This is a genomic window from Leeuwenhoekiella sp. A16 (assembly GCF_047946675.1).
Lineage (GTDB): Bacteria > Bacteroidota > Bacteroidia > Flavobacteriales > Flavobacteriaceae > Leeuwenhoekiella.
Genome location: NZ_CP172313.1, coordinates 1,639,081 through 1,654,846 on the forward strand (window position 1 = coordinate 1,639,081; position 15,766 = coordinate 1,654,846).

The 15,766-nt window shown below is 37.4% G+C and carries 10 protein-coding genes and 1 tRNA gene; 6 read left to right on the forward strand and 5 right to left on the reverse strand.

Going from position 1 to position 15,766, the window contains the following annotated elements:
• The first annotated feature begins 54 nt into the window (after positions 1 to 54).
• On the forward strand, positions 55 to 1,929 hold the full coding sequence (locus tag ACH3O9_RS07025) for a cation:proton antiporter (RefSeq protein WP_416445679.1): 1,875 nt from the start codon (positions 55 to 57) through the stop codon (positions 1,927 to 1,929).
• A gap of 2 nt (positions 1,930 to 1,931) precedes the next feature.
• Here ACH3O9_RS07025 and ACH3O9_RS07030 read toward each other — a convergent pair whose 3' ends face one another.
• Both ACH3O9_RS07030 and lepA read right to left on the reverse strand, forming a co-directional pair.
• Positions 1,932 to 2,099 (reverse strand): hypothetical protein, encoded by a 168-nt coding sequence (locus tag ACH3O9_RS07030; protein WP_416445681.1) that lies wholly within the window; start codon positions 2,097 to 2,099, stop codon positions 1,932 to 1,934.
• Positions 2,099 to 3,895 (reverse strand): translation elongation factor 4, encoded by a 1,797-nt coding sequence (lepA, locus tag ACH3O9_RS07035; RefSeq protein WP_416446639.1) that lies wholly within the window; start codon positions 3,893 to 3,895, stop codon positions 2,099 to 2,101. Before lepA ends, ACH3O9_RS07030 begins: the two co-directional genes overlap by 1 nt.
• Positions 3,896 to 4,317: 422 nt before the next feature.
• On the opposite strand from lepA, the gene ACH3O9_RS07040 reads away from it, so the two are divergent.
• Positions 4,318 to 6,750 (forward strand): outer membrane beta-barrel protein, encoded by a 2,433-nt coding sequence (locus tag ACH3O9_RS07040; RefSeq protein ID WP_416445683.1) that lies wholly within the window; start codon positions 4,318 to 4,320, stop codon positions 6,748 to 6,750.
• A 15-nt stretch (positions 6,751 to 6,765) separates the two neighbouring features.
• On the opposite strand, the gene ACH3O9_RS07045 is transcribed toward ACH3O9_RS07040, so the two are convergent.
• Positions 6,766 to 8,571, reverse strand: coding sequence for a sodium:solute symporter family protein (locus tag ACH3O9_RS07045; RefSeq protein ID WP_416445685.1), 1,806 nt, complete (start codon positions 8,569 to 8,571; stop codon positions 6,766 to 6,768).
• Positions 8,572 to 8,829: 258 nt separating this feature from the next.
• On the opposite strand from ACH3O9_RS07045, the gene dusB reads away from it, so the two are divergent.
• On the forward strand, positions 8,830 to 9,822 hold the full coding sequence (gene dusB / locus ACH3O9_RS07050) for a tRNA dihydrouridine synthase DusB (protein WP_416445687.1): 993 nt from the start codon (positions 8,830 to 8,832) through the stop codon (positions 9,820 to 9,822).
• A gap of 11 nt (positions 9,823 to 9,833) precedes the next feature.
• On the opposite strand, the gene ACH3O9_RS07055 is transcribed toward dusB, so the two are convergent.
• Positions 9,834 to 11,033 carry an ABC transporter permease gene (locus ACH3O9_RS07055; RefSeq protein ID WP_416445689.1) on the reverse strand — a complete coding sequence of 400 codons (1,200 nt, stop codon included), beginning with the start codon at positions 11,031 to 11,033 and terminating at the stop codon, positions 9,834 to 9,836.
• A 9-nt stretch (positions 11,034 to 11,042) separates the two neighbouring features.
• Positions 11,043 to 11,435 (reverse strand): 30S ribosome-binding factor RbfA, encoded by a 393-nt coding sequence (gene rbfA / locus ACH3O9_RS07060; protein WP_416445691.1) that lies wholly within the window; start codon positions 11,433 to 11,435, stop codon positions 11,043 to 11,045.
• Positions 11,436 to 11,514: 79 nt separating this feature from the next.
• On the opposite strand from rbfA, the gene mce reads away from it, so the two are divergent.
• From mce to ACH3O9_RS07075, 3 genes are all read left to right on the forward strand, one after another.
• Positions 11,515 to 11,916 (forward strand): methylmalonyl-CoA epimerase, encoded by a 402-nt coding sequence (gene mce / locus ACH3O9_RS07065; RefSeq protein WP_416445693.1) that lies wholly within the window; start codon positions 11,515 to 11,517, stop codon positions 11,914 to 11,916.
• A gap of 69 nt (positions 11,917 to 11,985) precedes the next feature.
• Positions 11,986 to 12,062, forward strand: a tRNA-Ile gene (locus ACH3O9_RS07070).
• A 591-nt stretch (positions 12,063 to 12,653) separates the two neighbouring features.
• Entirely contained in the window at positions 12,654 to 15,722 is a 3,069-nt protein-coding gene (locus tag ACH3O9_RS07075; protein WP_416445695.1) for a type I restriction endonuclease subunit R, read from the forward strand.
• Positions 15,723 to 15,766 lie beyond the last annotated feature (44 nt).

The window sequence follows — 15,766 nt, forward strand, 5'->3', positions numbered from 1 at the left end:
ATACGTATTTTAAGGTCATTAATAAAAAACGTATACTAGCGCAAATTTTGATGAATGTTAGAACTAGGAGGAATTATTATATTAGGAATTTTGGCACAATGGGTGGCCTGGAAGTTTAAAATTCCTGCTATTCTTCCACTTATTCTTATCGGCTTATTTGTAGGACCCATATCAACTCTATTTACTTATGATGGGTCAAAATGGATAGAACCTATATGGAATGGTGAGGTAGGTATTTTTCCCGGGGAGCGTCTTTTTAATTTTGTTTCACTTGCCATAGGTATCATTCTTTTTGAGGGAGGCCTAACGTTAAGGTTCAGCGAAGTAAGAAATATAGGTCCCATAATTACCAAGCTTATAATTATAGGCTCACTGGTAACCTTTTTTGGCGCGGGAACAGCTGCGTATTACATCTTTGATCTCGATCTTAGAATTGCGTTTTTATTCGCCGCATTAATTATAGTTACAGGACCTACTGTTATCACTCCCATATTGAGAAACATTCCTTTAAAAAAGGATATTTCTGCACTACTCAAATGGGAAGGAATTCTTATTGACCCTATTGGGGCTTTAGTTGCAGTATTGGTATTTGAGTTTATAAACGTAGGCGCAGGCAGTGAGTTTACCTTAACGGCACTTGAGGAGTTCGGTAAAATTGTACTGTTTGGTTTTACATTTGGTTTTACATTTGCGCATGCCCTTGCTTTCGCTATAAAGCGAAATGTTATACCGCATTATCTTCTTAATGTATTTACGCTTGCCACAGTGCTGGGCGTTTTTGTGCTTTCAGACCTTTTTGCTCATGAAAGCGGATTACTTTCTGTAGTTGTAATGGGTATGGTGATGGGAAATATGAAGTTACCTAACATTAAAGAACTGCTCTATTTTAAAGAGTCTTTAAGCGTTTTGTTGATTTCTATTCTCTTTATACTGCTTGCTGCAAACATCAGCATGGAAGATCTTTATTTAGTGTATAACTGGAATGCAGCATCCCTTTTTCTAATTGTAGTTTTTGTATTAAGACCTATAGGTGTTTTTATAAGTGCAAAAGGATCAGGATTAAAATTTAATGAGAAACTGTTTGTAAGTTGGGTAGGTCCCAGGGGTATTGTTGCTGCTGGTATTGCTTCATTATTTGGTTTAAAACTAGCAAGTGAAGGCGTACAGGACGCTGAATATATCACACCTCTTGTTTTTATGATCGTTTTAGGAACCGTTCTGTTAAACGCTACCACAGCACGACTTTTTGCTAAAATTATTGGTGTATTTCTTACTAATTCTGAAGGTATTGTAATTATAGGAGCTTCAAAAGCGAGCCGTATTATAGGCGAATATTTGCAAAAAAATAACCGTCACGTGGTTTTAGTAGATAGCAACAGCACAAACATTACACACGCCAAAGAGCGCGGTCTAGAAGCTATAGAAGACAGTATTTATTCAGATAGTTTGATGAATAATATTGAGCTAAACGATGTGGGTTATTTGATGGCTTTAACCGGAAATGGGGATATTAATCAATATGCGATAAATAGATTTAAAGACATTTTTGGTGAAAACGGTTCTTTTAGATTGATTACTCCAGATGAGATGAAAGATCCATTAGCGAGTCCTAAAGAAGGTCTTTTCTCACCTACAGACGATTTTATTACGCTAACTGAAGTAGCCAGGAGATATCCTACAATTCAGGAAATAGATGTTGATAGCAGACAAGGTTATGAACGCTTGATAGAAATCACCCGAAAAGATGAAAATATCGTCCCAATCTTCCTAAAAAACGCAGAGGGTGATCTAGAAATTTTAAAGTCTAAAAGCGAAGATCTTGAGATGGAAAATTTTGAAGGGTGTAAGCTTGTTTATTTGGGAAAACCCATAGATATAGAAGAAATTGAAGAACCAGAAGAGGATGATGAAGATCTAATTGTTGATTAAAACTATTCTTTTTCAGACTTTATCCAGTCAACAAGTATTAAGATCATCCCGACAACAGCAGCAACTGCTGGTATCCAGATGACCCATGACTTACCATTAATATCTAGAAATTGAGAGCTTGCTCCCGCAAGTACAATTAAAGCAAGACCAATAAGCTGAATGCGTTTCATTAATCATTCAGCTTTAAAACAGCCATAAAAGCTTCTTGTGGTATTTCTACATTTCCTACCTGGCGCATACGTTTTTTACCTTTTTTCTGTTTTTCCAGGAGCTTTCGCTTACGCGAAATATCACCACCGTAACATTTTGCAGTTACATCTTTACGCAGGGCTTTTACTGTTTCTCTCGAGATGATTTTTGCCCCAATTGCTGCCTGTATTGGTATATCAAACTGCTGGCGTGGGATTAATTCTTTCAGTTTCTCACAGATTTTTTTACCTATGTCATAAGCGTTATCTCTGTGAAGCAAAGCAGAAAGAGCATCTACAATATTTCCGTTTAAGAGCACGTCTACTTTTACTAAATGCGATTGACGCATACCAAGAGGCGAATAATCAAAAGAAGCGTACCCTTTTGATACTGTTTTTAAACGATCATAAAAGTCAAAAACAATTTCTGCGAGCGGCATGTCAAAAGTCAACTCTACACGCTCTGTAGTAAGATAGGTTTGATTTGTGATCTCACCGCGCTTTTCTATACACAAAGACATTACAGGACCTACAAAATCTGATTTTGTAATGATAGAGGCTTTTATATACGGCTCTTCTACACGATCCAGACCTGAAGGATCTGGCAGATCTGAAGGGTTGTTTACTAAAATTGGCGTTTCACGATCTTTGGTTGTATAGGCTTGATAAGATACGTTAGGAACGGTTGTAATAACAGTCATATCAAACTCACGCTCTAAGCGCTCTTGTATGATTTCCAGATGCAGCATTCCTAAAAATCCACATCTAAAACCAAAACCAAGGGCCGCAGAACTTTCAGGTACAAACACTAAAGAGGCATCATTAAGCTGAAGCTTCTCCATAGATGACCGCAAGTCTTCATAATCTTCAGTATCTACGGGGTAAATACCCGCAAAAACCATAGGTTTTACATCTTCAAATCCAGAAATAGCATTCTTAGTCGGGTTTTTGGTGTCTGTGATCGTATCTCCTACTTTAACCTCACGCGCCTCTTTAATACCGGTGATTAGATAACCTACATCACCTGTCATAATTTCTTTTTTAGGAACCTGTACAAGTTTTAACGTCCCTACTTCATCTGCATAATATGATTTATCAGTAGCGATAAACTTGATTTGTTGCCCTTTTTTGATACTTCCGTTTATAACTCTAAAATAGGTTTCAACACCTCTAAAAGGATTGTAAACCGAATCAAAAATCAATGCCTGCAATGGCTCGTCAGGATTACCTTTAGGTGCGGGAATACGTTCTATTATGGCAGAAAGTATTTCGTCTATACCTAACCCTGTTTTTGCACTGGCAGGAATTACATCAGAAGCATCACAACCTAAAAGATCAACAATATCATCTGTTACTTCTTCTGGATTTGCACTGGGAAGATCTACTTTATTAAGTACCGGTATGATTTCAAGATCGTTCTCTAAAGCTAAATATAGATTTGATATTGTTTGCGCCTGTATACTTTGCGCCGCATCTACAATTAACAAAGCGCCCTCGCAAGCTGCTATACTTCGCGAAACTTCATAAGAGAAATCTACGTGTCCCGGAGTATCAATAAGGTTTAAAATATATTTTTCTCCCTTATAGGTATAGTCCATTTGTATAGCGTGAGACTTGATGGTAATACCGCGCTCACGCTCCAGATCCATATTATCAAGTAGCTGGTTTTGCTTTTCTCGAGCTGTAACAGATCCTGTAGAATCAAGTAATCTGTCTGCCAGTGTACTTTTACCATGGTCAATATGGGCTATAATGCAAAAATTGCGAATGTTCTTCATGTGCTTTCTTCGTATTGCGTCTGTAACGACCGCTTTAGCCTGCAAATATACGGTTTAGAAAAACCAATATCTAAACAAAATAAAAAGCGCAGTAAAGTGGGAGTAGGGCACGTGGTTAAAATTATACACCACTTCCTAAAAACCTCCTTTTTTTAGGCAATTATCGGTTGCGAAATGCTAAAAATCGCCGGAATAAAATAGAAGTTTCATAATATATGATGAGCTAATTTGTATTATTTATAAATCGCAATTATATAGGTAAGCACATCTATTTAGAATATAGTTTTAAATTATATTGCGTCAACGCTTGCGAATTATATGCGTATTTAGCTCATAAATTTGCTTTTAGCTTTATAATTTGATTATTTATAATAACATTACCACATCTTTTTAACGTAATTTTAACCTTCCAAATTCTACTTGTGAAATATATATTTTATCTCATTATACTTGGTGCGTTTAGTACACAGGCTCAAAATTACACGCTAACCGGAAAAGTTATTGACGCGGAAAAAAAACCCGTGGCTTTTACAAATATTCTGCTGCTTCATGCGGCAGATTCTACATTTGTAAAAGGATCGGTTTCTGAAGACGATGGCTCTTTTGTAATTGAATCTGTAGAAAATGGGTCCTACTTAATAAGATCAAGTTTTGTAGGTTTTAAAGATAATTACTCGCAGGTATTTGAAGTGAATCAGGATTTTAGGATTCCCGTTATAGTGCTTGAGGAAGAAGGTGAATTTCTTGATGAGGTCACTGTTGTGGCAAAAAGACCCACAATACAGCGCAAGATAGATCGCTTAGTTTATAACGTAGAAAACAGTGTTGTTTCATCGGGAAGCACCTATGATATATTAAGAAAGACACCCGGTGTGATCGTGCAGCAGGATAACTTAATGATTAAGAATACGCCTGCTACTGTTTATATTAACGACAGGAGGGTATATCTTTCTGCAACAGAATTGCGTAACTTATTAGAAGGTTTTTCTGGTGAGAATGTAAAAGCTATTGAGATTATAACAAATCCGCCGGCTAAATATGATGCCCAGGGTGGCGCTATTTTAAATATTACAACTTCGCGAAATCCATCAATAGGTTATAAAGGCAGTGTAAATGCCTCAAATACGATTGCAATATTGCCTAAATACGCATTAGGAACAACTCATTACTATAAGACAAAAGGGGTAGATATTTTTGCAAATTACACGTACAATACCCGCTCTGACTTTAAAGAAGATGATAGTTATATAAATTTTTTTGACACTCAGGAAAATGTTGATTCAAGATGGCGCAGTAATTTTGATAAAACCACGCGCACATCATCACATAATTTCAATACTATTTTTGATTTCACACTCAATGATAAAAATTCTTTAAGCTTTTCTTCTAATATTCTGCTTACGCCAAAACAAGATTCTGATATTGCGGTAAATACAGAAATTTCAAATGCACAAAATCAACTGGATTCTTCTTTCATTACAGATAGCCGGTTAAAAGATGACCGAAAAAATATTCTTTTAAACGCTACGTATAAATCAGTTTTAGATGAAAACGGAAGTGAGTTTTCTGTCACTACAAATTACATTAGATACGACGATGACCAAGATCAAAGGGTCGCAACAGATTATTTAGATCCAGAAGGAGCACTTTTAAGACGTACAGATTTTGCAACTGAAGCAAACCAGATCAATGATATTTTTACCGGCCAGCTTGATATTCTAAAACAAGGAGCAAGCTCAACTTTAGAAGGTGGATTAAAATTTACAACTTCAGATTCTAAAAGTAATTACGATTTCTACAATTCACCTGGCGATATTGCTAGCTATAACGAGAATATTTCAGACAACTTCAGGTATTCAGAAAACATTTATGCAGCATATACCAGCTACAGTAAAGATTGGGAAAAATGGAGCCTAAAAGCAGGTTTAAGAGTAGAATATACCGATATTCAGGGCAATTCATTTTTGCTTGGCGAAGTAAATACACAAGAATATACAGAGCTTTTTCCCTCGGCATATTTCATGCACAGCCCCAATGAGAACAACACTTTTGTTCTTAATTACAATAGAAGAATAATTAGGCCTGACTTTGCCAGCTTAAATCCATATAGGTATTATTTAAACGAAAATAACTTTCAGGCTGGTAACCCTGATCTAAGACCAGGAATTGAAAATAAGATCTCGTTTGATTATATCTTAAAACAGGATTATAATTTCTCGATCTATTATCAACATGTAAATAATAGTCTGCAGTCATTAGGTTTTCAAAATAATGAAGGTAGATATAAACGTTCACTCGATCTCAATGTAGATTATACAGAAGAGTATGGTGTTGATTTTCTGTATGGTTCTTCAGTTACAAACTGGTGGTATTTAAATTTTGTAACATCATTTTTCTATTCAAAAGTGATATTTCCTGCAATCGAAAGCGAGAATTTGTTAGTTAAGAATGATGTGTATGCAAATTACTCTGTACTGGGGAATTACTTTACATTAAGCAATGACGGTACATTTAGCGGGGATATAACTGGGTATTTTCTTTCAAACAATGTATCAGGTTCTTATACCTGGGATAGACCACAGGCATCCATTTCGTTTGGTTTAAGAAAAACTTTTTTCAGCGACAGGTTGGTAACAACGGCTAGTGTAGAGGATATTTTAAACACTCTTAACCTTCCGCTTTCATCTCAATACCTTAATCAGGATAATGGGTTTTTTGCAAAATCTGAAAACCGCTTTGTACGCTTCGGAATAAAATACAATTTCGGAAACTTCAAACTTTCAGATAATGAAAGATCTACAGATGCCGAAGAAAGAGATAGAATTAAGAAAAAGGAGTTTTTGCCCCAGCCTTAATTGAAGCCTGATTTTTTATAAAATATCACTTTTCATACTGTTCCACACTCGAATAAGTAAAAATGCACAAATCGCGACCATGACTGTGAGCGCTATTGCTAATGCGTAATTACCGTAGATCCAGTTTCCTGTTGCAAAAAGACACCCATAAACAAGCAGGCAACCCAGAACCATTGCCAAAATCCCCGCAGGCACGGTCCATTTTTCTTTCTTATCTACAATAAGTACATCATCTCTTTGCGCTTCAGTAATTATTCTTTTCCAGCCGGGACCACCTGGTTGAGTTTGTTTATAAAAGCTGTAAAGCACTTTATTTTCTTCTGGCGGAGTTAAATAAGTTACTAATAACCAAATTATAGTTGTGATCAGTACAACTAAAGGAAAAGTACTCCATGAAGGCAAAATAGCTTCCGGACCAGAGAATAATTCAGCATCAAAAACCAAGAATAAAATTGAAACAATACCTGAAGAGAACATAGCTGCAATTTCGCTCCAAGCGTTAATACGCCACCAGAACCAGCGCAGAATAAATATGAGTCCGGTACCGGCGCCAAACATAAGTATAATACTAAATAACTGCATGGCATTAGTAAGAAAAAGAGCAAGTATAGCGCTAAAAACCATTAATATAACTGTAGAAATACGGCCAATATTTACCAGCTCACGCTCTGACGCATTTTTATTTATTTGCTGTTTGTAAAAGTCATTTACGATATATGAAGATCCCCAATTTAAATGAGTCGAAATAGTAGACATATATGCTGCTCCTAACGAAGCTAAAACAAGACCCAGAAGTCCGCTGGGGAGTTTTGTAAGCATTGCAGAATAAGCCAGATCGTGACCCAGTTTACTTTCTTCTACATTAGGAAAAGCAGTATGTATACTTGCCAGATCGGGGTAGACCACAAGAGAAGCAAGAGCAACCAGGATCCATGGCCATGGTCTTAGTGCGTAATGCATAATATTAAAAAAGAATGTAGCACCTATTGCGTGATTTTCATTTTTTGCCGCCAGCATGCGTTGCGCGATATAACCGCCGCCGCCTGGTTCTGCACCGGGATACCAGGAGCTCCACCACTGTACAGTAAGAGGTATAATCAATATTCCAATAACCGCCTCTGTGTTGTCAAAATCGGGTAATAATGACAATTTATCGACAACATTGTCATTTGTAAGAATCGCAGCAACACCACCCACTTCCGGCAAATTTACCAGATAATACGCAGCACTAACAGATCCTACGATAGCTACAAAAAACAAAACAAAATCTGTATAAACAACCCCTCTAAAACCGCCAATTGCACTAAACAAAACGGTAACGGTGCCCGCAATACCTACAGTTTGAATAGGAGATAGCCCCAGCATGATCTGGCCTATTTTTATAGCCGCCAGCGTCACACCAGACATCGCCAGAATATTAAAAACAATACCTAAATAGACTGAACGAAAACCTCTTAAAAAAGCTGCGGGCTTACCGCCGTAGCGCAAAGCATAAAACTCCATGTCTGTAGTAACGTTAGATTTACGCCATAGCTTTGCATAAACAAATACAGTTAGTAAACCGGTTAGCAGGAAAGCCCACCACACCCAGTTACCTGAAACTCCGTTGTTACGTACTATATCTGTCACTAGGTTGGGCGTGTCTGTAGAAAAAGTGGTCGCCACCATAGAAAATCCTAACAGCCACCACGGCATACTACGCCCAGATAAAAAATATTCTGAAGTGTCTTTTCCAGATTTACGAGAAACAATAAGACCAATGGCGAGAACAATTGCAAAAAAACCTATGATGATAGAGTAATCCAGGTAACTTAATTCCATGCTGTGGGAGTTTTAAAAAGACCTTAATATAGTTAAATATACACTTCCTTTTTTGAGCTTTCAAAATTGAATGTCACACATACAGTTTTAAGAATGCCACAGTACTGCATTCAACTGGATAATTTTGATGCATAGATGCGGTTTAATTCTTTATTATTTAATGAAATTCAGCCAAGTAGAGTCTTAGTTGTTCTACAGGTTCATGATTATACTAACAGATAAAGCAGAACATTTCTTATTTTGCACAAAAATTAGACTTTGGCAAAAATTGGTAATATAGATGTAGGGGAGTTTCCATTGCTGTTAGCACCTATGGAAGATGTGAGTGATCCACCATTCCGTGCTTTGTGCAAAGAGCAGGGAGCAGATGTGGTGTATACTGAATTCATTTCGAGCGAAGGTCTTATACGCGATGCTGCAAAAAGCGTAATGAAGCTCGATATTTACGAGAAAGAGCGTCCTGTGGGCATTCAGATATTTGGTGCAAATCTAGAATCTATGCTACGCAGTGTAGAGATCGTAGAAGCATCAGGACCAGATATTATTGACATCAACTTTGGCTGTCCGGTAAAAAAAGTAGTTTCTAAAGGAGCCGGAGCCGGAATTCTTAAAGACATTGATCTTATGGTTTCACTTACCGAAGCTATGGTGAAACATACAAACCTACCCGTCACTGTAAAAACCCGCCTGGGCTGGGATGAGAATTCTATAAAGATTGTTGAGGTTGCAGAGCGCTTGCAGGATGCGGGTTGCAAAGCGATTTCTATTCACGGGCGTACACGTGCGCAGATGTACAAAGGCGACGCCAACTGGGCGCCAATTGCAGAAGTTAAGAACAACCAGCGTATGCACATTCCTGTTTTTGGGAATGGCGATGTTGACACTCCGGAAAAAGCCGTAAAAATGCGTGATGAATATGGTCTCGATGGAGCCATGATAGGTCGGGCGAGCATAGGTTATCCCTGGTTTTTTCGTGAGGTGAAGCACTATTTTGAAACGGGTGAGCATCTTCCTGCTCCTAATATGCAGGAACGTATAGAGGCTGCACGCAGACATTTACAAATGGCGATTGACTGGAAAGGGGAGAAGCTGGGCGTTTTTGAAACCCGCAGGCACTATACTAACTACTTTAGAGGGATTCCTCATTTCAAAGAATTCAGGACTAAAATGGTTACAAGTGATGATTCTGCAGATGTTTTTGCAGCTTTTGATGAAGTAGAAGAGAAGTTTGCAGATTTCGTTTTCGCTTAAAGCGAAATAAACTATTCCAGCATTTTTTCCTGCACCCGACTTGATGCAGCCAGAGAAGCTAAGATTCCTAAAATAGAGATCGTAGCAAATACCGAAACGAAATTTAAAATTGTGAATTGCATAGGGTAGGGCAGCGTAGGCGTGATCATTACCAGGTTAAACTGAAGCTGGGCGGCGACAACCAGAACTCCAAGGGCGATTCCCAAAAGTCCGCCAAAAACTGTCATCATCGCGCCCTGTAAAAAGAAAACCTGCTTGATTTCTTTAAAAGTAGCACCCAGACTGTGCAGCGTTTTTATATTTTCTCTTTTGTCAAGAATGATCATGATAATGCTCCCCACCAGGTTGAAAAGAGCGATGATAAGCACTAGCGTAAAGATGAGGTATACCGCAAGATTTTCAGTATTTAGCATTTTATAAAGCTTATCATTAAGCTGAATGCGCGTTTTTACCTGTACATTATCGCCTAAAACCTGTAAAATATCGGCCTTTGCAGCATCAAAATCGGCGCCGGGAGTCAGTTTTATTTCAATAGAACTTATTTCGTCGTCTGTGTAATTAAGCAACTGGCGAGTAAAATTGATGTTTGTAAAAACATACTTTTCATCAAGATCTTCATTCACCTGAAACAAATCTGAAACCACTAACTGCGAACTATTAAAAGCCTGAGAAGGATCTGTTATTTGCCCTGTTCCGGGTTTGGGGACCATGACACGCAACAAGTCTGCATAATTATTTGCGCCAAGGGAAAGCAATCTTGAAATTCCGAAACCAATCACAGCCACCGGTTCGTCCTGCGTAAGCCAATTGCCGTAAAATAAGGTGCTGTCTACAGGATTTACTTTCGGGTAATTTTCATCAACGCCTTTTATGTAAGCGATGTGGTTTTTTCCCTTATACTCCAGAAAGGCGCGCTCTTCAATAATTTTAGAATAAAAAGCGACTTCCTGTAAATTTTTAAGGTTGTTTTCTTCTTCGGCAGTGAAATTTAAAACCTTCCCTGAAGCAGGTAAAACCTTGATATCCGGGTCAAAAACTGACGAGAACGAAAGACTAAAATCTTTTAAACCCGCAAAACCCGAAAGCACAATAAAAAGCGCAGCAGAGCCTACAATGATGCTCAATGCCGAAATTATAGTGATAATATTGATCGCATTATTGCTGCTTCGTGTAAACAGGTAACGTTTAGCAACAAATAATGAGAACTTCATAACGCGTTGTTATGATTTTTTACGCTTAGGCAACAGATCAGGATTTTCTATTGGGTCTTCGCCGCCTTTAAGAGATTTGTCTATAGCGTCAATATACTCAAGAGAATCATCGCTAAAGAAATGTAGCTCTGGCATTCTGCGCAATTGGTGGCGCGTGCGCTGTGCAACCTCATGTTTAATAAAAGGCTTAACGGTATTCAATTCTTTTAAAACTTCGTCTGCTTTATTATGTGGGAAGATGCTTGTATAAACCTTGGCCTGTGACAGATCTGTAGTCACAGCCACTTTACTTACCGATATGATCATATCCTTCACACCTGCCTGCTGTAGCGCCTTTTGCAGCACATCTACAAGATCGCGTTGCAGGACACCAGCCACTTTTTTCTGTCGGTTTGTTTCCATGATGCAAAAATACACTTTTTATAATAGTGCTACCTTTGCGTTTTTAAGAATTAATGGGAGTCATTTATTCATTTAGCAAATGCAGAAAATAGAACATATAGGTATAGCCGTTAAAGATCTGGAAGCTTCTAACGAACTGTACCGTAAACTGCTGGGAGTAGCACATTATAAAATAGAAGAAGTAGCTTCTGAAAATGTAAAAACCTCTTTTTTTAACGTTGGTGACAGTAAGATCGAACTCTTAGAATCTACAGATGAAAATAGCGCTATTGCGAAATTTTTAAGCAAAAAGGGAGAAGGTATTCACCACATAGCTTATGGTGTATCAGATATTTATGCTGAAATCGAAAGATTGAAAGCTGAAGGATTTGTTTTTATAAATGAAACGCCAAAACCCGGTGCAGACAATAAATTAGTAGCCTTTTTACACCCAAAATCAGCCGGCGGAGTACTTATCGAACTGTGCCAGGATATGAAATAATGAAAAAAGTTTTGGTGTAAATGAAACATTAATGTAAATTTGCGCCCTCTTTAACTCTAAGTTAAAGCCGGTCCTATAGCTCAGTTGGTTAGAGCACCTGACTCATAATCAGGTGGTCCCTGGTTCGAGCCCAGGTGGGACCACCAGTAAATACAAGGCTTTAGAAGGTTTTACACCTCTAAAGCCTTTTCTATTTGCAAGTGATTTGCAACTATCTTCAATTTTAATAAAAATTTAACTCATTTAAGCCCAATCGATTACAAATTAATGCGATTTGTTCTAATAGGATATTTAATTAAATTGTATTTAAAAATTCGAGGAATTTTGATTAAGAATTATATCTAATATCCAGACATAGTATAATTTGGAAAGATTAATTAACTATGAAATTCTTACCCTGATAATATGTGGACTCAATATAAGCTGCTTTAAAGTGAATACTGCAGTCAGTCATTGTTGCGAATCCCATCTTGTCCACCAGCGTTAATAAGTGTTTCAGAGTTTTATTTTTGAAGCCTTTTAATTTGTACTGCAAATCAACTTTTTTAACATACTTTAAATCGAACGAATTGTATTAGAATGAATACTTTATTGTCGTAGGTTCATTTTATACACTATCAAAGGGTATTTCCATTTTTAATTCAGCTTTATGGAAATCCTCAATATTAACATTTTCTTAAACAATATATTTGAGCTTAGGTGAAAGAAGCCTATCTTTCAATTTCTACACGATTTCTATGATTTTTAACGAGGATTCAAGGGTTAAAATACCTTCCATACTGCACCTTATGAAATTAGGGTATACCTATCTTTCCTCGAAGAATAGTATTTGGGACAAAAACACCAATATTTTTACAGCTATTTTTGACGGACAGATTGCTCATCTGAATCCCGGATTGTCGGAAGTAGAAATCAAACAGGTGTATGATGAAGTATCGCTTAGTCTGGAGAATGAAGACTTAGGTCGCGCGTTTTACAATAAGCTTCTAGATCAGTCTGGGGTTAAGCTTATAGATTTCGAAAACTTTGATGCCAATTCTTTTCACGTGGTGACGGAATTACCCTTTCAAAAAGATGAGGAAACCTTTAGACCAGACATTACCCTTTTAATTAATGGCATGCCTTTGGTTTTTATAGAGGTTAAAAAGCCAAACAATCGGGAAGGGATCTTAGCAGAGCATCGCCGTATGGAAATGCGCTTTAAGAATAAGAAATTCAGGAAGTTTATTAACATCACACAGTTGATGGTTTTTTCTAACAACATGAAATACAGCGATGAAGACACGCAAATGTTAGAAGGGGCATTTTACAGCACCACGAATTATAGCAGACCGATATTTAATTTCTTTAGAGAAGAAGATACATTTGATTTAGAAACTCTGCTTAAATCCATTTCAGAAGCAGACGAAAATTCGGTACTTAAAGACACCAATCTTTTAAGCATAAAAACGAATAGTGAGTTTAAGTCCAATAAGATAGCAACCACGCCAACAAACCAAATAGCAACATCCCTTTTTCAAAGGGATCGTTTGAAGTTTATATTGAGGTATGCCTTTGCGTATGTGGAGGAAGAAAAGGGTTTAGAAAAGCACGTGATGCGCTATCCACAGCTTTTTGCAACCAGGGCTATTGAAGCTAAATTAGAGATGGGAATTAAAAAAGGAATTATCTGGCATACCCAGGGTTCCGGTAAAACGGCTTTAGCCTTTTTTAATGTAAAGCATCTTACACATTATTACCGCAAGAAGAATATCATCCCTAAGTTTTACTTTATTGTAGATCGTCTGGACCTTTTAACTCAGGCGGCTAAAGAATTTACCGCACGTGGTCTGGTGGTGCATAAAATAGATTCTAAAGACGATTTTAGTAAAGATATCAAGTCAACTCAGGTTGTACATAACAGTTCGGGGAAAGCGGAAATTACCGTGGTGAACATTCAGAAGTTTAAAGACGATCCTGATGTAATCAAAAACAACGATTACAATTTAAGTATACAGCGGGTGTTCTTTTTAGATGAGGTACACCGCAGTTACAATCCTAAGGGAAGCTTTTTGGCGAATTTGGAATTGGCTGATATTCATTCCATAAAAATAGGTTTGACAGGTACACCCTTATTGGGCTCAGAATACAATTCAAAAACCTTATTTGGCGATTACATTCATAAATATTACTATAACCTGTCTATAAAAGATGGTTATACCTTGCGTTTAATTCGGGAGGAGATTGAAACCAACTATAAGCTGGTTTTACAGGAAGCTTTGGCGAATATTAAAGTGCTACAAGGCAACATCAATAAGAGAGACTTGTTTGCCAAGCCTCAATTTGTAGAACCGATGCTTGATTATATCGTCAAGGATATGGAGCAAGCGCGAATTTCTATGAATGACTATAGTATAGGCGGTATGGTTGTTTGTGATTCTGCAGATCAGGCTAAAATGATGTACGAGATCTTTCAGAATACGTATGCTGAACAGACAGAAGCGGTGCTCGATTTGGCTGCTGAAGAACCTTCAGGTTACGGGGACAAGAAGAGGCAGAAATCTAAAGTATCTAAAGCACAGGTAATCTTACACGATGTAGGAACTAAACAGGATCGAAGAGATTGGGTATCTGACTTTAAAGTTGGCAAACTAGATTTCTTATTTGTTTACAATATGCTGCTTACCGGTTTTGATGCTAAGCGTTTGAAGAAGCTGTATATAGGGCGAAAGATTAAGTCGCATAATTTATTACAAACGCTTACCCGTGTAAACAGAACCTACAAAGCACATAAATACGGGTATGTAGTAGATTTTGCAGATATTCAAAAAGAGTTTGATAAAACCAATCAGGATTACTTTAACGAACTGCAAGGAGAGTTAGGCGATGAGATGCAGCATTACTCAGACCTGTTTAAAAAGCCTCAGGAAATTCAGGAAGAGATTGCGGAGATTAAAGATATACTCTTCAGGTATAATACGGAGAACGCCACCATATTTGGGGAGCAAATTTCAGAAATTAATGACCGTACAGAAATACGTGAAATAGCCAAAGCGCTTAACAATTCTAAAGACTTATACAACCTGATACGGCTGTCTGGCAACTTTGAATTGTTAGAGAAATTAGATTTTAGGAAACTTGCCGTTCTTTCCCGATTAACAAATGACAGACTCAGCCTGATCAATACCAGGATTGCATTAGAAAATAATGTAGAAACGGATAACATTTTAAATACGGCTTTAGAAGATGTCATTTTTGCTTTTACAAAAGTGAAGGAGGAAGAGATGATTCTGGCAGACGAACTTAAAAATACCTTAGGAAGAACCCGTGAAATGCTGGCCGGAAATTTTGATCAAAAAGATCCGGCGTTTGTTTCGCTAAAAGAAGAACTGGAACGCCTATTTAAAAAGAAAAACCTAAGCGAGGTCTCTAAAGAAGAGATGGAAGCCAACATAAAAGAACTGAACGCGATTTACGATAAAGCAAAAAAGCTGGAGCGTGAAAACCAATTAATACGAGCGAAATACGATTACGATGCCAAGTATGCACGCATTCATAAACGCCTACTAGAAAAAGACCCTTTAACCGATAGTGAAAGCAAACTCTTTGATGCATTAAAAGGATTAAAAGATGCGATAGACAAAGAACTATTGCAGAACTCCAAATTACTAGAGAACGAAAGCTATGTAGAAAAAATGGTGATGCGTCTGGTGGTGAACCAATTTAAACGAGAACAACAGGTAAACATTTCAACTACAGATGTAAAGCGAATAAACAGCATCATCGTAAGAGAATATATGAATGAATACAACGGTTACGTAGCATAATTCAAAACATCGTGACACCGTTGCAATATGTGTGTATAAGCTGA

Bases quoted from the DNA above. Each gene is read 5' to 3' on its own strand.
- mce (WP_416445693.1), top strand. From the start codon at position 11,515: ATGCAGAAAATAGAACATATAGGTATAGCCGTTAAAGATCTGGAAGCT.
- lepA (WP_416446639.1), bottom strand. From the start codon at position 3,895: ATGAAGAACATTCGCAATTTTTGCATTATAGCCCATATTGACCATGGT.
- rbfA (WP_416445691.1), bottom strand. From the start codon at position 11,435: ATGGAAACAAACCGACAGAAAAAAGTGGCTGGTGTCCTGCAACGCGAT.
- ACH3O9_RS07055 (WP_416445689.1), bottom strand. From the start codon at position 11,033: ATGAAGTTCTCATTATTTGTTGCTAAACGTTACCTGTTTACACGAAGC.
- ACH3O9_RS07025 (WP_416445679.1), top strand. From the start codon at position 55: ATGTTAGAACTAGGAGGAATTATTATATTAGGAATTTTGGCACAATGG.
- ACH3O9_RS07030 (WP_416445681.1), bottom strand. From the start codon at position 2,099: ATGAAACGCATTCAGCTTATTGGTCTTGCTTTAATTGTACTTGCGGGA.
- ACH3O9_RS07075 (WP_416445695.1), top strand. From the start codon at position 12,654: ATGATTTTTAACGAGGATTCAAGGGTTAAAATACCTTCCATACTGCAC.
- ACH3O9_RS07045 (WP_416445685.1), bottom strand. From the start codon at position 8,571: ATGGAATTAAGTTACCTGGATTACTCTATCATCATAGGTTTTTTTGCA.